The 21,629-nt window shown below is 73.8% G+C and carries 13 protein-coding genes; 11 read left to right on the forward strand and 2 right to left on the reverse strand.

The window, feature by feature from the left end; translation table 11 throughout:
* The first annotated feature begins 340 nt into the window (after positions 1-340).
* From VM636_RS29560 to VM636_RS29600, 9 genes are all read left to right on the forward strand, one after another.
* Positions 341-877, forward strand: a complete 537-nt coding sequence (locus VM636_RS29560; RefSeq protein ID WP_053914384.1) for a flavin reductase family protein — start codon at positions 341-343, stop codon at positions 875-877.
* Complete coding sequence (locus VM636_RS29565; RefSeq protein WP_338486179.1) at positions 874-1,452, forward strand: NAD(P)H-dependent oxidoreductase; 579 nt, start codon at positions 874-876, stop codon at positions 1,450-1,452. The genes VM636_RS29560 and VM636_RS29565 overlap by 4 nt, the downstream gene beginning before the upstream one ends.
* Before the next feature lie 109 nt (positions 1,453-1,561).
* Positions 1,562-2,533, forward strand: a complete 972-nt coding sequence (locus VM636_RS29570; RefSeq protein ID WP_338486181.1) for a hydroxymethylglutaryl-CoA lyase — start codon at positions 1,562-1,564, stop codon at positions 2,531-2,533.
* Between the two features lie 47 nt (positions 2,534-2,580).
* Positions 2,581-3,921 carry a CaiB/BaiF CoA-transferase family protein gene (locus VM636_RS29575; RefSeq protein WP_078855864.1) on the forward strand — a complete coding sequence of 447 codons (1,341 nt, stop codon included), beginning with the start codon at positions 2,581-2,583 and terminating at the stop codon, positions 3,919-3,921.
* 34 nt (positions 3,922-3,955) lie between these two features.
* On the forward strand, positions 3,956-6,346 hold the full coding sequence (locus VM636_RS29580) for a pyruvate dehydrogenase (protein WP_338486183.1): 2,391 nt from the start codon (positions 3,956-3,958) through the stop codon (positions 6,344-6,346).
* Between the two features lie 31 nt (positions 6,347-6,377).
* Positions 6,378-6,839, forward strand: coding sequence for an NUDIX domain-containing protein (locus tag VM636_RS29585; protein WP_158786409.1), 462 nt, complete (start codon positions 6,378-6,380; stop codon positions 6,837-6,839).
* Positions 6,840-7,213: 374 nt separating this feature from the next.
* A complete protein-coding gene (locus tag VM636_RS29590) occupies positions 7,214-8,158 on the forward strand; it encodes an AraC family transcriptional regulator (RefSeq protein ID WP_199809366.1) in 945 nt (314 codons plus the stop codon).
* A 222-nt stretch (positions 8,159-8,380) separates the two neighbouring features.
* On the forward strand, positions 8,381-9,868 hold the full coding sequence (locus VM636_RS29595; protein ID WP_030419840.1) for an aldehyde dehydrogenase: 1,488 nt from the start codon (positions 8,381-8,383) through the stop codon (positions 9,866-9,868).
* Between the two features lie 115 nt (positions 9,869-9,983).
* On the forward strand, positions 9,984-11,159 hold the full coding sequence (locus tag VM636_RS29600; protein WP_030419839.1) for an LLM class flavin-dependent oxidoreductase: 1,176 nt from the start codon (positions 9,984-9,986) through the stop codon (positions 11,157-11,159).
* A 389-nt stretch (positions 11,160-11,548) separates the two neighbouring features.
* On the opposite strand, the gene VM636_RS29605 is transcribed toward VM636_RS29600, so the two are convergent.
* Positions 11,549-12,193, reverse strand: coding sequence for a TetR family transcriptional regulator (locus VM636_RS29605; RefSeq protein WP_338486188.1), 645 nt, complete (start codon positions 12,191-12,193; stop codon positions 11,549-11,551).
* A 146-nt stretch (positions 12,194-12,339) separates the two neighbouring features.
* On the opposite strand from VM636_RS29605, the gene VM636_RS29610 reads away from it, so the two are divergent.
* Entirely contained in the window at positions 12,340-12,534 is a 195-nt protein-coding gene (locus VM636_RS29610) for a hypothetical protein (protein ID WP_159042141.1), read from the forward strand.
* Between the two features lie 69 nt (positions 12,535-12,603).
* On the opposite strand, the gene VM636_RS29615 is transcribed toward VM636_RS29610, so the two are convergent.
* Positions 12,604-14,697, reverse strand: coding sequence for an AAA family ATPase (locus VM636_RS29615; protein WP_051821274.1), 2,094 nt, complete (start codon positions 14,695-14,697; stop codon positions 12,604-12,606).
* 480 nt (positions 14,698-15,177) lie between these two features.
* Here VM636_RS29615 and VM636_RS29620 point away from each other — a divergent pair, with 480 nt between their 5' ends.
* Positions 15,178-21,483, forward strand: a complete 6,306-nt coding sequence (locus VM636_RS29620) for an amino acid adenylation domain-containing protein (RefSeq protein ID WP_338486191.1) — start codon at positions 15,178-15,180, stop codon at positions 21,481-21,483.
* Positions 21,484-21,629 lie beyond the last annotated feature (146 nt).

The raw sequence follows: 21,629 nt of genomic DNA on the forward strand, positions 1-21,629 counted from the left end.
CGGGGTGAGCGGCGGCGACACGGTGTCCCGGCGCCCCGGCCTGCTGTGCGGCGGGCAGTCCGGCAGGGGCCAAGTCGCGGGCGGGGAAGAGGAGGTGACGTCCGGCAGTGGCCGGGTGCGGGTTCCGCTCGACGGCCGTCACCGTGCGCCGCCGCGGTGTCCGACGGGAACCTCCGCGCGTCGGCAGACCTCGGTGAACGCCCCGACGAGCGAGCGGACCGCGCCCGATCCGTCGTGTCGCCAGGCGGACGCGCGGTGCGAGGACACCCTCGCACGGACCGGCTCCGAGAGTGCTGTGACCGGATATGTCGTCGGTGCGATGTGGATGACGCTGTACGGCATGACCAGCCTCACCACCCCACCGACGCAGGCAGCCGCCGACGCGATCACCCCCGAGGTCCTGCGCGCCACCATGGGCGCGTTCTGCTCGGGCGTCGTCGTCGTCACCGCGCTGGACGACCGGCTCGGCGGCACGCCGCTGGGCTTCACCTGCCAGTCCTTCGTGTCCCTGTCGTTCGACCCGCCGCTGATCTCCGTCAGCCCGGCCCGGAGTTCCACGACCTGGCCCCGTATCCGTGAGGTCGGCCGGTTCGCCGTCAACATCCTGGCCGACGACCACGCCGAGCTGTCCAACCGGTTCGCCCGGTCCGGGACCGACAAGTTCGCCGGTGTCGACTGGACGCCGTCACCCCATGGCTGTCCCCTCCTCGGGGGCGTCAGCGCCTGGGTGGAGTGCACCATGTGGCGCGAGTACGACGGGGGAGACCACACGGTCGTCATCGGCGAGGTCACCGCGCTCGGCCACGACCGGGACCGGGACCCGCTGCTCTACTACCGCGGGTCCTACCCGCGCGCGGACTGGCGGGCGTCCCGGTGAACGGCGCGGAGCGGACCGCCGCGGCTCTCAGGGTCACCGCGGTCCTCGCCAGTCCGCACGGGAGCGGTGCGACGGCCGCCGCCGTCGACGCCGTCCTGGACGGCTGCCGCGAGGCCGGGGCCGTCTGCACCCTCGTGGACCTCCGGGACGGCGCCGCCGACGGGTTCGCCGGTGCCGTGGACGCGGTCGAGGAGGCCGACGCCGTCGTGTTCGCCTCCCCCACCTACCGCGCCACCCACACGTCCCTGCTGGCCTCGTTCCTGGAACACGTCGAGCGCGGCGCGCGGTTCGAGACCCGGGCACCCCTGCGGGGCAAGGCCGCCGCCGTGGTGATGACCGGCGCGGCCCCCGAGCACTTCCTCGCGACGGAAGGGCTGCGGGCCACCCTCGCCTCCTTCTACGCCGTCCAGGTGCTCGCACCCTCGCTCCACCTGTCCCGGACCGCCTTCGGCCCGGACAAGTCCCTGACCGCGGACGAGGCCGCGACGGGCGCCCTGCACGGACGCGCGCTCGTGGACCTGGCCGCCGCCTGCCGGGCGAGCGGGGACATCGCCCGGCTCGAGCCGCTCGTGTGACCGGACAGACCCTCGGTGCCGGGAGGGATCAGCCCGGCCGTCCTCGAACCAGCGGTGCGGGGGGCATCCCCAGCCCCGCCGTCCGCGAACCAGCAGGGAGAACACGTACATGCCCACGACCGTCGAACTCGTCGAGGTCGGCCCCCGCGACGGCCTCCAGAACGAGAGGAGGCCGCTCGACGCCGGCACCCGGGCCGAACTCGTCACGCGCCTGGTCGCCCGGGGCGCCCGGCGCGTCGAGGCGGTCAGCTTCGTCCGCCCCGACCTCGTCCCGCAGATGGCCGGGGCCGAGGAGGTCATGGCGATGGTGCCGCACGACCCCGGGGTGTCCTACATCGGTCTGGTCCTCAACCGGCGCGGTGCCGAGCGGGCCGCCCGGACCCCGTGCACCGAGGTCAACATCGTCGTCCCCGTGACCGACGCCTTCTGCCTCCGCAACCAGAACCTCACCGTCGACGCGATGCTCGACCACGCGACCGCGGCGTCTGAGGTGGCCCGTGAGGCCGGCATGCGGGTCAGCCTGACCCTCGCGGTGGCGTTCGGGTGCCCGTTCTCCGGACCGGTCCCCGTCGGCCAGGTGGAGAAGGTCCTGGCCCGGGCGGCCGAGAGCGAACCGGACGAGATCGCGTTCGCCGACACCATCGGCGTCGGGGTCCCCCGCCAGGTCCGCGCGCTGGCCGCGCTCGCGGCCGGCGACGCGCGCGTCCGCAAGCTGCGTTTCCACTTCCACAACACGCGCAACACCGGGTACGCGAACGCCGTCGCGGCCGCTCACCTCGGGGCGGACGGCGGGCGGGTCCCGGGGCAAGTCGTCGCCCTGGACGCCTCCGTCGGCGGGTTCGGAGGCTGCCCGTTCGCGCCCGCGGCCACCGGAAACATCGCCACCGAGGATCTCGCCTACCTCCTGCGCGGTGAGGGCGTGCCCCTGCTCGGTCCCGGCGTCCCCGACATCGAGGGCCTCGCCCGGGTCGGGACCTGGCTCGGCGACCGGCTGGACAGCCCGCCGCAGGGCCTGCTCGTGCGGGCCGGCGACTTCGGCTCCGTCCTCGCGGCGAACGACCCGGCCGGGCCCGAGAGCTGACGTCACGTCACCCGTTCTGTCCGCGACCGACAAGGAAGGCACCGAGAATGAGCTCGGAAGACACCACCCCCCACCGTTCCCGCGTCCCGGCCGACACGCTTCCGCTGGCAGGCGTCCGTGTCGTCGAACTCGGCAACTTCATCGCCGCCCCCACCGCGGGCCGTCTGCTGGCCGACTTCGGCGCCGAGGTCATCAAGGTGGAGCGGCCCCGCACCGGTGACGAACTGCGCAACTGGCGCCTGTTCGCGGGCGACACCTCGATGCTGTACCGCACCATCAACCGGAACAAGAAGTCGGTCGAACTGGACCTGCGCACGGACGACGGCCGCGCCTCGGTCCTCGAACTGGTCTCCTGCTCGGACGTCCTGATCGAGAACTTCCGCCCCGGCACCCTCGACAGGTGGGGACTGACCCCGCAAGCGCTCACCGCCGCCAACCCCGAGCTGGTCGTGGCCCGCATCTCCGCCTTCGGCCAGACCGGCCCGCTCGCCGCCCGGCCCGGCTTCGCCGCCGTCGCGGAGGCGTTCGGCGGCATGCGGGAGCTGGTCGGCGACCCCGACCGGCCGCCCTCCCGGGTCGGCGTGTCCATCGGTGACTCCATCGCCGGCCTCTACGCGGCGTTCGGGGTCGTCATGTCGCTGCTGGACCGCGGCAACCGCAAGAACCAGGGCCGCCGCCCCTGGACACCCGTCGAACGGCACGTCGACGTCGCGCTCCACGAGGCGGTCTTCTCGATGATGGAGTCCCTCGTCCCCGACTACTCCGCCCACGGTGTCCTCCGGGAGCGCACGGGCGGCCGGATGCAGGGCATCGCCCCGTCGAACGCCTACGTCTGCGCCGGCGGCGACTCCGTCGTCATCGCGGGGAACGGCGACTCCATCTTCGCCCGCTACATGGAGACCATCGGCCGCCCCGACCTGCGGGACGACCCCGGCCTCGCGACCAACGACGGCCGCTGGGCCCGGCGCGACGAACTCGACCGCGCCATCGAGGAGTGGACCAGCCGGCGTCCGCGCGAGGAGGTCCTGACCGCCCTGGCGGCGGCCGGGGTGCCCGCCGGACCGATCCATACCGCGAAGGACATCGTCGACGACGAGCAGTTCGCGGCCCGCGACATGGTGCAGGCGCTGCCGGTCGACATCGCCGGGGAAACCCGCGACGTGCTGTTCCCCGGGATCGTGCCCGTACTGGACCACCAGTCCGTCCCGGTGTCCCATCCGGGTCCGGACCTCGGCGAACACACCCACGAAGTGCTCTCCGAACTGCTCGCACGCCCGTGCGGCTGCCGGGCGTGTCTGGACGCGATGGCCGAACTCGGCGACGACGTCGTGCACGATGCGGCACGGAACGACACGGCCGCCCGCCGTGCCCGGTCCACGCGCACCTGACCCCGTACGCCCCTCACCGAGAAGCAGCGCACCCATGACACAGATCCCCCGAGCCACCCCTCCGTCCCCGAACGCGCCGGACCCGTCCGCGGACGCGCCGGACCCGTCCGCGGACGCCCGCGACGTCGACGTCGCCGTCCTGCGTGACATCTCCCGACGCGTGCTCTGGCTTTCGGCCGCCATCGTCGACGCCGCCAACCGCGGCCGGCCGAACCGGACCGGCATCAAGGTCGGCGGGCACCAGGCGTCCTCCGCGTCCATGGTCGACATCATGGTCGCCCTGTGGTTCCACCACCTCACCCGTCTGGACCGGGTGTCGGTCAAACCGCACGCGTCGCCCGTCCTGCACGCCATCAACTACCTGCTGGGCGACCTGGACCCCAAGTACCTGACGACGCTCCGCGCGAAGGGGGGCCTCCAGTCCTACCCGTCCCGCACCAAGGACCCCGACACCGTCGACTTCTCCACCGGGTCGGTCGGCATCGGCGCGACGGCGGCCTTGTGGGCGGCCATCTCGCACCGCTACCTCGCCTCCCAGTTCCCCGGCACACCCCCCGCGGGCCGTTTCGTGAGCCTGCTCGGCGACGCCGAACTCGACGAGGGCGCCATCTGGGAGGCCGTGGCGGACCCCCAGGTGGCGAACCTGGGCGAGCTGCTGTGGGTCGTCGACCTGAACCGCCAGTCGCTGGACCGGATCGTGCCCGACATCCAGATCGAACGCCTGCAGGGCATGTTCAGCGCCGCCGGCTGGCAGGTCGTCGTCCTGAAGTGGGGGAGGGACATCGGGGAGCTGTTCACCCGGCCGGGCGGGGAGGAGTTGCGCAGGCGGCTGGAGGGGATGCCGAACGAGGAGTACCAGCGGATGCTCCGGGTCGACTCCTCGGAGATCACCGAGCGGATCATGGGGGAGACCGGCTCGGCGGAACTGCGGGCGCTGCTGGCCTCGCTGACCGCGGAGCAGCTCACGGCGGCGGTGCGGGACCTCGGCGGGCACGACCTCGGGCTCCTGGTCGACACGTTCGAAGCGGTCGACGCGCACCGGCCCACCGTCGTGTTCGCCTACACCGTCAAGGGGCGCGGGCTGCCGACCGAGGGCCATCCCCACAACCACTCCGCCCTCCTGACCGAGGCCCAGATGGGGTCCCTGGCACAGTCGTGCGGCGTCGGCCAGGACGACCCGTGGCGCGTGTTCGAGCCCGACACGGCGGCGGCCGGGTTGTGCGCCCGGCGCGGTGAACTGCTGCGGCGGACCCCGTACGCGCCGTCCCCGCCCCTCTCGGTTCCGGTCACGCTCGGACACCCGCACCGCAAGCCCGCCTCGACGCAGTCCGCGCTGGGCCGGCTGCTGGCCGATCTCGTCCGGGACGCCCCGGAGACCGCCGCCCGGGTGGTGACGTGCAGTCCCGACGTCGCCTCCTCGACGAACCTCGGCGGCTGGATCAACAAGACGGGCGTGTGGTCGGTCATCGAACGGTTCGACTGGTTCGCCGACGACGCCGAGCGCGTCCTGCGCTGGTCGGAGGTCCACGACGGGCAGCACATCCAGCTCGGGATCGCCGAGGTCAACCTGGTGTCGCTCGCCGGTGAGCTGGGCGCGACGTGGTCCCGGTGGGGCCAGCGGCTCATTCCCATCGCGACCCTGTACGACCCGTTCGTCTCCCGGGCGCTCGAACCCTGGAGTTACGGCATCTACGCCGGCGGCCAGTCGATCCTGGTCGGGACCCCCTCCGGCGTGACGCTGTCCCCCGAGGGCGGCGCCCACCAGTCCGTCACGACACCGTCGATCGGCCTGGAGCAGCCGTCCTGCGTGGCCTGGGAGCCGGCGTTCGCCCAGGACCTGGAGTGGTGCTTCCTGCACGCCATGAACCAGATCGGCGTCCCCGGCGGCACGTCGGCCTACTTCCGGCTCTCGACCCGCCCGGTCGACCCCGCCCTCGCCCGGGTCCCGGAGGACCCGGCGCTGAGGGAGCGGCGGCGCCTCCAGGCGGTCGCCGGCGGCTACCGCCTCCCGGCTCCCGGCCCGGCGGACGAGCAGGTCACCCTGGTCGGCGTCGGAGCGATCATGCCGGAGGTGATCGCGGCGGCCGACGCCCTGGCGGGCCTGGGCGTCGGGGCCGGGGTGGTCTGCCTCACCAGCCCCGACCTGGTCTTCCGCTCCTTCCAGCAGCGTGGGGCCCGCACGGCCGGCGGCGGGTCGGACATCATCGGCGAACTGTTCCCCCCGCTGCGTCCGGCGCCCCTCGTCACCGTCCTGGACGGCCACCCGCACACGCTGTCCTACCTCGCGGGGGCACGCGGCGACCGCATCCGCTGCCTGGGAGTGACCGAGTTCGGGCAGTCCTCGGACCTGACCGACGCGTACGCGCTGCACGGGATCGGGACCGACGCGATCGTCGACGCGGCGCTGACCCTTCTCGACCGGTAGCACCCACCGATCCGGAGGTCCCACGATGTCCGTGTCACCGAACGAAGTCGAACCCCTGCGCGCCACGGCGCCCGCCGGCCGGGAGGTCGTCGCCGTCGTCCTCACCTGGCGCGGCCGGGTGGGTCTGTTCAAGCGGAGCGGGGCCGTCGGCCACGACGCCGGCAAGTGGCACTGCATCAGCGGCCACGTCGACTCCGGCGCCGGCCCCTACCGGCAGGCGGTCCAGGAGATCTGGGAGGAGACCGGGCTGCGGTTCGCGGACATGGACGTCTTCGAGGCCGGTCCGACACTGCGGCTCCCGGACGCGCGCGACGGCCTCCCGTGGCGCGTGCACACGTTCCGCGCGAACACCACCCGCCGGCGCGTCCGGCTGAACTGGGAGCACGTCGCCCACCGCTGGGTCCGGCCGTGCGACGTGCCGCGCTTCTCCGGCCAGGTGGGCTGGCTGGGGGAGGTGCTCGCGGCCGTCGGGGAGTCCGGCCGGACCGCCTGAGGGGCGGCCCGGCTCGTGGTCACCCACGGAGACAGGCTCGTGGTGACCGGTGGTGCCGGCTCGCGGCACCACCGGTCACGGCGCCGGGCCCCTCCGGCGCCGGAGGGGCGGGCGGGCGTGGCACCGACCACCGTCGGACCCCGGGAAGAGGGCGCCCTTGTCAAGTACCCGACAGGAATCACCACGTCCCGGCCATTCCGTGTGACCCGGGACCTTTGCTCTTTGCCCGCTTTTCGCCAGAATCCGCACAGAGCGGATAGTCGCTCTCCGCCGGCGGCTGCGTGGGGCATCACGGCGCATCTACGCTGGCGGCACTCATCACGTAGCTGATGTGCCCCGAAGGGGTTGCCATGGAATATCTGGCTTCTGCCTCGGTGATCACAACGCAGAGCCTGGAAGAGGCCCGCGAGGCGGTCACCGAGATCTACCTGCCTCACGATCTGGTCGGCCCCCAGGACGCGATGAACATGCGCCTGAACGCCCTCACCGACCGGCACATGACGTTGGGCTACCTGACCTACCAGGCCGAAGCCGAACTCACGATGCCGGCGACCGAGCACTGCTATCACGTCAACCTCACCATCGTCGGCGAGACGAAGGCGTCCCGCAGCGACGGCGGCCGTGAGGTCACCGTGGGCGGCCGGCGCGGGGTGGTGCTGTCCCCGGTCCAGACGAACAGGGTGTCCTGGACGCCCGAGGCGGAACAGCTCATCCTGAAGATCCCGCGGACCAGCCTCGAATCCCATCTCTCGGATCTCATCGGCAAGCCGGTCACCGAGGTCGTCGACTTCGATTTCGGCCTCGATCTCACCACCAGCTCCGGCCGGGCCCTGCTGAGGGCGGTCCATTTCCTCGCGACCGAACTCGACAAACCCGCCGGCCTGGCGGAGATGCCGCTCGCGCGGGAACAACTGGAGGCGTACGTCCTCACCTCGCTGCTGCACGCGGGCCGACACCAGTTCAGCGACGCGCTCGCCGGGCACGAGGACGTGCGCCGGCTCGGCCGGCTCTCCACCGTGGTCTCCTACATCGAGACGCACGCGGACGACGAGATCACCCCGGAGATCCTCGCGCGCGTCGGCTGCGTCAGCGTCCGCACCCTCCACGCCGCGTTCCAGGAACAGCTCGGCGAGTCGCCCATGGCCTACGTACGCCGTATCCGGCTGAGCAAGGCCCGAGCCGAACTGCTGCGCAGCGACCCGCGGAAGACCCGGGTGGCGGACGTGGCCATGCGGTGGGGATTCTTCCACCAGTCACGCTTCGCCCAGCAGTACCGGGACCAGTTCAACGAACTGCCCTCCGTCACCCTCCAGCGCTGACACCGCACGTCCCCGTGCGCCCGGGGCGGAAAGCGCGCCCGGCCCCGCGGCCGGGCGCGCTTCGTCATGCCCGCGCACGCGCGATACCGGCCGCGCGTCCGTCGACTCTGCGCTGAATGGCCCTTACGCGTCCGCGAAGGGATAGGAGCCCGGCGCCGCCGTTCCTAGCGTTCGGTGTGAAGTCCGCGACACCCCGACTCACTCCCGAGGAGACCGAACGACATGGCTCCCCCCTCCTCCGCATGCGAGACGTTCCAGCTCTTCATCAATGGCGAGACCGTCGACGCCGTCTCCGGAAAGACCTTCGCATCGCTCAATCCCTACACCGGGCAGCCGTGGGCGGTCATCGCCGACGGCGGCCCCGAGGACATCGACATCGCCGTCCGGGCCGCACGGGCCGCCTTCGAAGGCGAGTGGGGCGCGAAGAGCGGTTTCGAACGCGCCGCCATCCTGCGGAACATCGCCGACGCCATCAGCGCCAACGCCGAGCGGCTCGCCCTGCTGGAGGTACGCGACTCCGGCAAGCTCCTGCGGGAGATGACCGGCCAGCTCAGGGGCCTCGGCACCTGGTACACGTACTACGCCGGGCTCGCCGACAAACTGGAGGGCAAGACCGTCCCGGCCCTGAACCCCCGGACCTACTTCGGCTACACGGTCCGGCAGCCCGTGGGGGTGGTCGGCGCGATCACGCCCTGGAACAGCCCCCTGCTGCTGCTGACGTTCAAGCTTGCGCCGCTCCTGGCGGCGGGGTGCACCTGCGTGGTGAAACCGTCCGAGCACTCGCCCGCCTCGACGGTCGAGTTCGCCCGGATCCTCACCGAAGCCGGCCTGCCCCCCGGGGTCCTGAACGTCGTCACCGGCTGGGACCGGTCGACCGGCGAGGCCCTCGCGGCGCACCGGGGCGTCGACAAGGTCGCGTTCACCGGCTCGACCGCGACCGGAGCGAAGGTGGCGCAGGCCGCGGTGGCGAACATCAACAAGGTCACCCTGGAACTGGGCGGGAAGTCACCGCAGATCGTCTTCCCCGACGCCGACCTGGACGCCGCGGCCAACGGCGTCGTCGCCGGCGTGTTCGCCGCGACCGGGCAGACGTGCATGGCCGGGTCCCGGCTCATCGTGCACGAGTCGGTCAGGGACGAACTGGTCGCCAAGGTCGTCGAGCGCGCCGAGGCCATCAAGCAGGGCGACCCCACGGCGGCCGAGACCGAGATGGGGCCGGTGGCCAACCGCCCCCAGTACGAGAAGGTCCTCGAATTCCTGGAGGGCGCCAAGGCCGAGGGGGCGGCCATCGCCTGCGGCGGCGAACCCAACGCCGACCTCGGCGGCCTCTTCGTCCGGCCGACCGTGGTGCTCGCCGACCCCGGCAAGACGATCGTGCGCGAGGAGGTGTTCGGCCCGGTCCTGGCCGCCTACACCTTCACCGACGAGGACGAGGCCATCGCCCTGGCCAACGACACGCCGTACGGCCTGGCGGGTGCCGTGTGGACCAAGGACGTGCACCGGGCGCACCGGGTGGCCGCCGCCGTGCGCGCCGGCACGATCTGGATCAACGCCTACCGGGTCGTCACGCCGAACATGCCCTTCGGGGGCTTCGGGCTCTCCGGCATCGGCCGTGAGAACGGGACCGACGCGGTCAACGAGTACCTGGAGAACAAGTCCGTCCTGGTCGAGCTGACCGGCGGGACCCGCGACCCCTTCACGATGGGCTGATCCGGCCCCTCCCCCTGACCCGCGCACCCGTCCACGCGGGCCGCGCCCCTGCCCCACCCCCGCCCGAACACGGCTTCTCGCCGGCGGGGCGAACCGGAGAACCAAGGAGAACGACATGACGCTCAGCGCCAACGAGAGGCTCGGACTCGCCGCCACCGACCCGCGCCCGGCCGACGAGACCCGGCCGGTCCAGGACCGCCGGGAGACCAACCCGCTGCTCAACGACCAGCCGATGAAGCTCGGCCTGTTCGGCACCAACTGCTCCTTCGGCCTGATCATGTCCCACGCGCCCTCGTCGTACGAGATCACCTGGGAGCACACGAAGTCCATCGCCCGGCAGGCCGACCGGATGGGCCTGGAGGTCATGGTCCCCGTCGCGCGCTGGAAGGGCTTCGGCGGCTCGACGAACTTCAACGGCAACTGCTTCGAGACCTACACCTGGGCCGCCGGCCTCGCCGAGGCCACGGAGAACATAGCGATCGCGGCCACCTCGCACCTGCCGACCGTGCACCCCATCGTGGCCGCCAAGGCCGCGACCACGATCGACCGGATCTCCGGCGGCCGGTTCGCCCTGAACCTGGTCATGGGCTGGGTTCCGCCGGAGATGGAGATGTTCGGCGGCGAGCAGCGCCAGCACGACGAGCGGTACGCGTTCGGGCAGGAGTGGATCGAGTACGCGATGCGCCTGTGGTCCGAGGAGGGCAGCTTCGACGTCGACGGCACGTACTTCCAGGGCCGGGACGTGGAGTCCTACCCGAAGCCGCACCAGGGCCCGAACCCGGTGCTGCTGAACGCCGGCAACTCGCCGGCCGGCATCGACTACTCGGCCCGCAACGTCGACATCAACTTCGCGAGCCTCGACACGCTGGAGAACATCAAGACCTACACCGAGACCGTCCGCAACAAGGCCCGCGACGAGTACCAGCGCGCCATCGACGTGATGACCTACGGCCTGGTGGTCGTCCGTGACACCGAGAAGGAGGCGAAGGCGGCCTTCCAGCAGGTCGTCGACGAGGGCGACTGGGGAGCCGCGGGCAACGTCATCAAGATCGCGCTCTCCGGGGCGAGCCAGTCGTTCGACCACGCCCGGGAGATGTCCGAGCGCTTCATCGCCGGCTGGGGCGGCTACCCGCTGGTCGGCACCCCGGAGCAGGTCGTCCAGGGCATGAAGGAACTCAACGAGGCGGGCATGGGCGGCATGATCATGGGCCTGATCGACCCCGACCAGGAACTCCCGATGTTCCGGGACGAGGTCATGCCCCTCATGATCGAGGCGGGCATCCGCCACTAGGACCGGGCCCCCTCGCCGGTGGTCGTGCCGCCCCCGGCCACGACCACCGACCACCGGGCGAGGGCAGCGGCGCCGCAGGTCCTCCGCGGCGCCGCTGCCCTCGCCCGGCCGTGCTGCGGAGCGCAGCCCCGCGCCGGCGCGTCCCCCGCGCGGGCCGTGCGCTGTCGGCCTCGCGGGTCGACGTACGGATGCCCGACCGGCGGCGACCGGACCGGGTGTCCCTGGTCGGCGACACCGCGCGTGTCGGGGTGGTGGCGGATCCGGGGCTTCGGGATCCCGATCGGGCGCATCGACGGCGTGTACGAGCCCGGCCGGAACAAGTCCCCGGCCGACATGGCCTCCCAGGCGAAGGCGCCGCCTCTTCGGAGGCGGCGCCTTCGTCGTTGTGCCTACTTCCGCGGTGCGGCGCCGGCCAGGCCGTGGCGCAGCAGGGCGTAGGCGTGGTCGGCGTCGGCGACCGCCTCGGGGTGGACCTCGTCCGCGGACCGGCCGGCGACGATGCGTCGCCAGTTCGCCGACGCCAGGATGCGCTCGGTGGCGATCACCTGGCCGGCCAGCAGGGCGGCGGTGATCTCACGGTCCGAGGCGAGCGCGCCGGCCAGGGTCTCGGCCAGCGCCTCCTCGGCCTGGGTGAGGTACGTGCTGACGCGTCCCACGAGGCTGGGTGTGGAGTACACGAGACGGTGAAAGGCGAGGACCTCCTCGTCGTCGTTGAGCCCCGTGATGGGGTCCCGGGCCGCCAGCCCGTCCAGGAAGTGCTGGTGCAGCGCGTCGATCGCCGACACTCCGGCCGGCCGCTCGGCCACGACGCTGCTGGTCACCGTCTGGTGGTCGGCGAAGCGGTGGACGACCAGGTCTTCCTTGGTGGGGAAGTACTTGAACAGCGTGGGTTTCGAGACCTCGGCGACCGCCGCGATGTCGACGACAGAGACCTGGTCGAACCCGTGCTCCAGGAAGAGCGTGATCGCCGTGTTGGAGATCGTCTCCCGCGTTCGCTGCTTCTTGCGCTCTCGCAAGCCCATCGGCGCGTTCACCAGGCCATTCTAGCATCCTCCTTACCGGGGCAATCAGGTGACCTGGTCTTTAAAGTGACTGAGTCAAGTACGCCGCCGTAGTGTCCGGCGCGGACGGCGGACGGGCTGCCGCCCGCGCCCCCGACAGCTCCCACGCCTCGACCCTGATGCCCACCGAGACTCTGCTCGGCCCCGAGGCGACCGTGCACGGCTACGCCGTCGCCGGCCTGTGGGCCGCGGGCATCACCGGTGTCGCGGCGCTCCTCGCGGGCCTGCCGAACACCATCGATCCGCGCAAGCCCGCACAGGCACCCGCCGAACAGGACCGGGTCGCGGAAGACGATCTGGCGCCCAGCCGCTGACCCGCCCCGAAGACCGGCAGCCGCCGGGTGACATCCCCCGGCCCGCACTTCTCGGTCGGCTCCGCGCCGTCAGGCGGCAAGCGGTTCGGGCAGTGGCCGTGTGTGCAGGACGTCGAGCCGGGACACCGCACGCGTGACCACGACGTAGAGCCGGTGCAGTCCGCGCGGCTCGGACTCGACGATCGCAGCCGGCTCCGCCACGACGACGTGGTCGTACTCCAGGCCCTTGACGACCGTCGCGGGCAGGACGGTCACCCGGGCGGCGGTGCCGACCTCCTCGGCGGTCGCCGTCTCGATGCCCGCCTCGCGCAGGGCTGCCGACGTGGCGGCCACCGCGTCGTCGGCGGTGATGACGGCGACCGACCCCTCCCGGCCGAGGGCGGCGCGGACCGCGCACACGGTGGCGGCCGTCAGGTCGTCGACCTCGCTGACCGTCAACTCGCCGTCGTGGCGCAGTGACCGGGCGGGCGGTACGTCCACGCCGAGGGCGCCCACCAGCCGGTTGGCCAGCTCCATGACCGCGGCCGGGACGCGGAAGCCGGTGGTCAGCGGGACGACCGTGGCCCGTGTCCTGCCCAGGTGCGTCAGTTGTTCCCGCCAGCACCGCGCCGACCAGGGCGCCGTCGCCTGGGCCAGGTCGCCCAGCACCGTGAGGGAGCCGAACGCGCTGCGCCGGGCGATCGCCCGGCACTGCATCGGCGACAGGTCCTGGGCCTCGTCCACGACCACATGGCCGTAGCCCTCGGGGCGCTCGACGAGCCCCGCCACCTCGTCGAGCAGCAGCATGTCCTCCACCGACCAGGTGGCGCTCTTCTCCGACCTCGGCGGCTTGGCCCACAGCAGGGCCCGCCGCTCTGCGGCGTCGAACACGCCGTCCGCCGCCTCCTCCATCACGGCCGGGTCGCTCAGCAGCGTGGCCACGACCTCCTCGGGCCGCGCCACCGGCCACGCCGCCTCCAGCAGCGCGGCGACCGGCTTCGCACGGCCGATCTTCCGTGCCCAGGTGACGCTCTTCGGGCCGGCTCGCCGTTCGGCCTGCCGCTGGATCAGCGTCACCACCCGCGAGCGCACATGCTCGCGGCCGGTCCCGTACGGCACGCCCATGCCCCGTACCTCGTCGACGACCCGGGCCAGGTCGTAGGAGTCGACCCGCCAGCGGTACGCGCCGTCGGTGACCGCGATGGACTCCTCGGGGTGCCGCACCCTGGCGTACAGGGCCCGTTCCAGGACGGTGGCCATACGGTCGCCGTGCTTGAGGACGGCGGCCTCCTCGGAGTCCACCCGTCGCACGGGGTGCCGGGCCACGACGTCCTCCACCGTGAGCTGCGCGATGTCGATCTCGCCGAGCGACGGAAGCACCTCGGAGATGTAGCGCAGGAAGGTCCGGTTCGGACCGATGACCAGCAGACCGCCGCGTTGCAGCCGCTCGGGGAAGGTGTAGAGGAGATACGCCGCGCGGTGCAGGCCGACGGCGGTCTTGCCGCTGCCGGGCGCGCCCTGTACGCAGACCGACTCGTTCAGCTCGCCGCGGACCAGGTCGTCCTGTTCCGGCTGGATGGTGGCGACGATGTCGCGCATCGGGCCGAGGCGGGGCCGTTCGATCTCGGCGGCGACGATCGCGCTCGCCGCGTCGCCGCCGTCCTCGGCGCGGGCGTGGTCGAGGCGCTCGTCCTCCAGGCCGGTGAGGTCCTCGGGGGCGCCGTGGCTCCAGGGAGCCCAGCCGAAGCGCCGCCGCACCGCGATTCCGCGCGGTTCCAGGGCGCTCGCCCGGTAGTAGGCGCGGGAGACCGGCGCGCGCCAGTCGATGACCAGGGGCGGTGCGGCCGGGTGCTCCGAGACCCGCCTGCGGCCGATGTAGTACCGCTGCCGCCGGTGGTCCCCGGCCTCCTCGGTGTCCTCGAAGTCGAGCCGGCCGAAGAACAGCGGGCTGTCGGGCTCCTCCGCCACCTGGCGTGCGCGGGTGCGCAGATAGCGGCCGAGCGCCTCGGCGCTCGCGCCGTCGCCCGACACGTCCTCGCCCGCGACGACCTGGTACCGGGCATCGTCCACCTGGCGGGTCATCGCCTCGCGGCACACCGCGACGTAGGCACGCTCCAGGGTCAGCTCGTCGTCGAGTCCGGCGGTCTCCTGGGTGCCGTGCGTGTCCTGGACGTGTGACGTCATCGATCGACCTTTCCGGAGTGACGGCCTTGCGCACCGCCCGGCGGGACCGGACGGCGAATTCCCGGCCGCCAGCATAACTGAACCCGGTTAAGATAGTGGCTTGGTTGTGTTATTTGTGGCCGGCCCGTCCCCTGGGGGAGGGCCGGGGTGGCGATGGGGTCCCCCGCGCACGCCGACCTGGGCCGGAGCCAGGCCGTCGCCCGCGTCCGCCCGGGGCGGCGGCCCGGGGTACGGAGCGACCGCGACCTGCGTGAGCGTCGGGTGGTGCTCATCTCCGCCGGGCCTCGACCCGGGATGCACGGGGCGCGACCCTCGGCAGGGCCGGGCGGCGGCCGGGCACCACCCCCGTCCGACGGCGGGTCCGCCGCTCCACTACTCCGGCCGGGGCCGACGGCTCTGCTCGCGGTGCTGCGTCTTCTTCCCTATGGGCCCCGGGCCCGCGGCGGCAGTCTGCTGCGAAACACCGCTTGGAGGCTCCCAGTGACAGCAGGACCGGCCCACGACAAGGCTCCGAACGACGTCGGCTCCCCCACGGCATCCTTCGCGCAGCGCCGCCTGTGGTTCCTCGACCAGTTGGCCGGTTCTTCCACCGGGTCCATGCTCCCGCTGGTCCTGCGACTGCGGGGCCCCCTGGACACGGACCGGCTGGAGCGGTCGTTGTCCGGGATCGTGGCACGGCACGAGGTGCTGCGCACCCGCTTCCGCGGCGTCGGCGGTGAACCGGTCCCCGTGACCGACCCGCCCGCGGGCCTCGAACTGGAACGCATCGAGGCAGACGGGCCCGGGGACCTGTTCGCGCGCCGGCTGGGACGCCCCGTCGACCTGTCGGCGCAGCACCCGCTGCGCGCCGTGCTCGCCCGCGTCACGCCCGAGGAGCACCTGCTCCTCGTCGAGGTGCACCACATCGCCGTGGACGGCTGGTCCTGGGGCGTCCTGCTGGACGAACTCGCCGCCGGCTACCGGGGCGAGCCGCCGGCCCCGCCCCCGCTGCGCCACCGCGACCTCGCCCGCGCCCAGTACGAACGGCTGAGCGGCGAACGGCTGGAACGCCTCCTGGGCCACTGGCGCGAGCGGCTGCGCGGTCTCACCCCGCTCGAACTGCCCACCGCCCGGCCCCGCCCGCGCGTGTGGGACGGCACCGGAGACGTGGTCCGCTTCGACCTGCCGGCCGAACTGGTCACCGCGGTCGACGCCCTCGCCCGCTCCCGGCGCGTCACCCGGTACACCCTCCTGCTCACCGCCTACCAGGCGCTCCTCGGCCACTGGGCGGGCGGCCGTGACGACGTCGCCGTGTGCAGCACGCTCGCCGACCGGGCCCGGCCGGGCTCCGACACGGTCATCGGGCCCCTCGTCAACACCGTCGTGCTCCGCGCCGACCTGGCGGGCAGGCCCGGATTCGGTGACCTGCTGGACCGGGCGCAGGGCCGCGTGCCGGCCGACCTCGCCCACGCCGAGGCCCCCTTCGACCTGGTCGTCGCCGCCCTCGGCGGTTCCCGGGACCTGTCCCGCCACCCGCTCGCCCAGGCGTCGTTCACCCTGCTCAACGCCCCGATCCGGCCCGTACGGATGCCCGGTCTGGAGGTGACGCTGGTCGAGCCGCCGCTCACCGAGACCCCGCTGGACGTCTTCCTGGACCTGACCCTGCGCACCGACGGCAGCGTCGCCGCGGTACTCCAGTACGCCACCGCGCTCTTCGACGCCGCGACCATGCGCGCCTTCGCCCGTTGCTACACGGCCCTGCTCAGGGCCGTCCTCGCCGACCCCTACACCCCCGTGCGGGACCTGCTGCGCGCCCTGCCCGACGGCCTCGCCGGCCCCGCCGCACCCGGCCGGCCCCGGCCCGACTGGCACCGCGCGGCCGACCGCCCCGCCGAGCCGGCGCCGCCGGTCGCCTTCCGCGGCGATCCCGACGCCACCGCGCTGCGCTGCGGCGAGGACACCGTCAGCTACGCCGGGCTCGACACCATGACCGGGCAACTGGCCGCCGCGCTGCGCGCCGCCGGGGTCGCCCCGGGCGATCCGGTGGGTGTGCTGCTGCGCCGCGGCCCGTGGTCGGTCGCCGCCGTCGAGGGCGTCTGGCGGGCGGGGGGCGCCTACGTGCCCCTCGACCCGGAGCTGCCCGCCGAGCGGCTGCGCCACATGGCCGACGAGTCGCGGCCGGTCTGCGTGGTCGCGGAGCCCGGCACCGCCGGCGCCGCCGCCGGCCTCGCACCGGTCACGGTGGACGTCACCGCGCTCCCGGCGACCGCGGACACCCCCCGCCACCGGCCGCACCCCCGCCAACTCGCCTACGTCATCTTCACCTCCGGCTCCACCGGCAGACCCAAGGCGGTGGGCGTCGAGCACGCCGCCCTCGCCTCCCACGTCGCCGCCGCCCGGAAGCGCTTCGGGATCACCTCCGCCGACCGCGTGCTGGCCTTCGCCTCCTTCGCCTTCGACGCCTCGCTGGACCAGGTGCTGCCCGCCCTCACCTGCGGCGCCACCGTCGTCATGCGGCCGGACGAGCCCTGGCTGCCCACCCAGGTGCCCGAGATCGTCCAGCGGTACGGCCTGACCGTCGTCAACGTGCCGCCCACCTACTGGTCGGAGCTGACGCTCTCCCTCGACCGGCGGCTGGCCGCCGCCCTGGGCTCGCTGCGGCTCCTCGTCCTCGGCGGGGAGGCGGTCCCGGCCGACACCCTCGCCGCCTGGCGCGCCGCCGTCCCCGGGGTGCGGGTCTGCAACGCGTACGGGCCCACCGAGACCACGGTCACCGCCACCACGCACGACGCCGCCGGCCCCCCGGGAGACCTCGTGCCCATCGGCCGGCCCCTGGGCGACCGCCGGGTGTACGTCGTCGACGCCGAGGGCGAGCCGGTCCCGGCCGGCGTCGGAGGCGAACTCCTCATCGGCGGCACGGAACTGGCCCGCGGCTACCTCGGGCGGCCCGCACAGACCGCCGAACGCTTCGTGCCCGACCCGTACGGGCCGCCCGGCGGACGCCTCTACCGCACCGGCGATCTCGCGCGCTGGACGCCCGGCGGCGAACTGGAGTTCCTCGGCCGCCGCGACGACCAGGTCAAGATCCGCGGCTTCCGGATCGAACTGGGCGAGGTGGAGACGGTGCTGCGGGCCTGCCCGCTGGTCGCCGCCGCGGCGGCCCGGCCCGACCGGGCCACCGGACGCGCCCTCACCGGATACGTCGTACCCGCACCGGACGCGCCCGCCGCGCCCGACCGGGCCGCACTGCGCGCCTGGTGCGCCCGCCACCTGCCGCACTACGCCGTCCCGTCCGAGTTCGTCGTCCTGGACGCCCTCCCGGTCGGCGTGTCGGGCAAGCTCGACCGCCGCGCCCTGCCCGAGCCCGAGCGCCTCTGCCCCGCCGACGACCCGGCGTACGCCGCGCCCCGCGACGAGACCGAGCGGATCGTCGCCGAGGTGTGGGCCGAGGTCCTCGGGCTCGACCGGATCGGCATCGACGACGGCTTCTTCGACCTCGGCGGCCACTCCCTGCTGGCGACCATGGCGGTCTCCCGGATCGCCCAGCGCCTCGGCCGCGAGGTCGAACTGCGCACCGTCTTCGAGCACCCCACCGTCCGCGGCTTCGCCCCGCGGGTGGCCGCGGCGGGAGCCGCCGGCGCCGACGAGATCGTCCCCGTCGACCGCGCCAGGCCGCTGCCGCAGTCCTTCGCGCAGGAACGCCTGTGGTTCCTGGACCGCACCTCCGAGCACGGCGAGTCGTACCTGCTGTGGTACTGCTGGCGGGTGCGCGGGGGCCTGGACCGCGCCGCCTGGCAAGCGGCCCTGGACGACCTGGCCGAGCGGCACGAGGTGCTGCGCACGGCCCTCGTCGAGACCGACGGCCGCCCCGTGCAGCAGGTCTGCGACCCGGGCCCGGTGCCGCTGCTCTGGGAGCGGGCGCCCCAGGCACCGGACGAACGGGCCCGCCTGGAAGCGGTACGGAGCCTGGCCACGGCGCACGCCACCCGCCGCTTCGACCTCGGCCGGCCGCCGCTGCTGCGGTCCGGCGTGTGGCAACTGGCCGACGACGACCACGTCGTCCTCCTCGCCTTCCACCACGCCGTCACCGACGGCTGGTCCAAGGGCGTGCTGCTGGACGAACTCGGCCGGCACTACGCGGCCCGCTCCGCCGGAGGGCGCGCCTCCTGCGCCCCGCTGCCCGTGCAGTACGGCGACTACGCCGTGTGGCAGCGCGACCGCGCCGAGCGCGGCGCCCTGGAGCCGCAACTCGCCTACTGGGAGCGGGTCCTGGAGGGCGCCCCGGTGCTGGACCTGCCCACGGACCGGCCGCGGCCCGCCGCCTTCACCGGCCGGGGCGGCGCCGTCGAGATCGACCTGCCCCCCGCGCTCGTCGACCGCGCCGACGCCCTCGCCCGCGAGCGCGGCGCGACCCGCTTCATGGTGCTGCTGGCCGCCGCGCAGACGGTGCTGGCCCGCTGGAGCGGGCAGAGCGACATCTGCGTGGGCACACCGGTCGCCGGCCGCGGCCGGCTCGCACTGGAACCGCTGATCGGCTTCTTCGTCAACACCGTCGTCCTGCGCACCGATCTGTCGGGGCGGCCCTCCTTCGGCGCCCTCGTGGACCGGGTGCGCGAGGTGGTCCTCGGCGCCTTCGAGCACCAGGAGGTGCCCTTCGAACAGGTCGTGGGACGGCTGCGGCCGGAGCGCGACCTGTCCCGCAACCCGCTGTTCCAGGCCATGGTCGACGTTCAGGAGTCCCCCGCGGCCGGCGCCGGGCCGCCCGGTCTGCGGACGGCCGACTTCGCGCTGCCCTGGCGGTCGGCGAAGTTCGACCTGACCGCCACCTTCCTGATCCGCCCGGACCGCTTCGCGCTCAACGTGGAGTACGCCGCCGACCTGTTCGACCCGGACACCGCCACCCGCTTCGCCCACCACGTCGGCCGAGTCCTCGACGCCTTGCTGACCGACCCCCGCGCCCGCGCCGACGAGGCCGCCCTGCTCTCGGCGGACGAGCGCGCGCACCTCGTCGCGGACGCCGGACGGGACGCGGAACCCGCGCCGCCGTTCGCGGTGCGGGGCGTGCCGCGGGCACCGGCCGTCGTCTGCGGGGACACGACCCTGGACCACGCGGGCCTGGACGCCCTCACCGGCGGGCTGGCAGCGGCCCTGGTCCGCGCGGGCACGGCCCCGGGCGACGCCGTGGGCGTGTGCGTCGGCCGCGGCGTGTGGTCCGTGGCGGCGATGCTCGCGGTCTGGCGGGCCGGCGGCGTCTACGTCCCCCTCGACCCCCGGCTGCCCGAGGAGCGGCTGCGCCACATGTGCGAGGAGGCCGCGGTGCGGCGCCTGGTGTGCGACGCGGGCACCCGGGACCGGGCCGCCGCCCTGGGCACGGGCACCGTCGACGTCGGCGACGTCCTCCCCGATCCGGCCGGCCCCCGCCACGTCCCCCTCCGCGACGACCTCGCCTACGTCGTCTTCACCTCCGGCTCCACCGGCCGGCCCAAGGCCGTCGGCGTGCCGCACCACGCCCTGGACGCCCACGTCGCCGTCGCCCGCGAGACGTTCGGGCTGACCGCGCGGGACCGGGTGCTCACCTTCGCCTCCACGTCCTTCGACGCCTCGCTCGAACAGATTCTGCCCGCCCTGAGCACCGGGGCGACGGTCCTGGTACGTCCGGACGAGATCTGGACGCCGGAGGAACTGGCGGCCCACGTCGCCGCCGAGCGGGTGACGGTCATGGAACTGACCCCCTCGTACTGGACGGAACTGGTGGCCAGCCTGGACACGCTGGCTCCCCGGCTGGCCGGCCTGCGGCTGCTGGTGACCGGGGGAGAGGAACTGCCCGCCGACCCCCTGGCGCGCTGGTTCGCCCGCCTGCCCGGCGTCCCCGTGGCCAACACCTACGGCCCCACCGAGACGGTGATCTCCGCGACCGCGCACACCGTCGCCCGGGCCCCGGACGGGCGGGTGCCCATCGGCCGGCCCCTGGGCGGCCGGCGGGCCTACGTGACCGACCCGCTCGGCGCCCTCGTGCCGGTCGGGGTGCCCGGCGAACTCCTCCTCGGCGGGCCGGAGATGGCCCGCGGCTACCTGGGCCGGCCCGACCTCACCGCCGAGCGGTTCGTCCCCGACCCGTTCGGCCCGCCCGGCGGCCGCCTCTACCGCACCGGCGACGTCGTGCGCCGACGGCCCGACGGGGAACTGGAGTTCCTCGGCCGCGACGACGACCAGGTCAAGATCCGCGGCTTCCGGGTCGAACCGGGAGAGGCCGAGGCGGTGCTGCGCGCGCATCCCGGGGTGAGCGGCGCGGCCGTCGTGGTGCGCGCCCCGGGCGGCGAGCCGGCCCTCGTCGGCTACGCGGCGGGCCGCGGACTGACCGAGGAGGCCCTGCGTACCCACTGCCGGGCCCGCCTGCCCCACTACCTCGTCCCGTCCGCGTTCGTCCTCCTGGACGCCCTGCCCCTGACCGTGCAGGGCAAGCTGGACACCGCCGCGCTGCCCGAGCCCGAGGCGCCCGCCCCGCACACCGCCGTGGCACCGCGCACCCCGGCCGAGACGGTCGTGGCGCAGATCTGGTGCGAGGTGCTCGACCTGCCGAAGGTCGGGGTCCACGACGACTTCTTCCGCCTGGGCGGCCACTCCCTGCGCGCGGTCGCGGTCGCCTCCCGCCTGCGGACCGCCTTCGACTGTCCGCTCCAGGTCCGCGACCTGTTCGAGCACCCGACCGTGGAGCGGCTCGCCGCCGAGGTGGAGCGGCGCCTGCTGGAGCTGATCTCGCAGATGAGCGACGACGAGATCGACCTGTCCCTGACGGCCGACCTCTGACCGCCGCCCCGGCCGCCCGCACCCGCCGCGCCCGTCACCCCGACGGCCGAGAAGCCCGCCGCCTCACGTGCCCGTCACCCCGCCCCGGCGCGTTCCGGGACGCCCGTGGCGAGCGCGGAGCGGCGGCCCGGCCCCACCGACTTCCC

This window comes from Streptomyces sp. SCSIO 75703 (assembly GCF_036607905.1).
Taxonomy (GTDB): domain Bacteria; phylum Actinomycetota; class Actinomycetes; order Streptomycetales; family Streptomycetaceae; genus Streptomyces.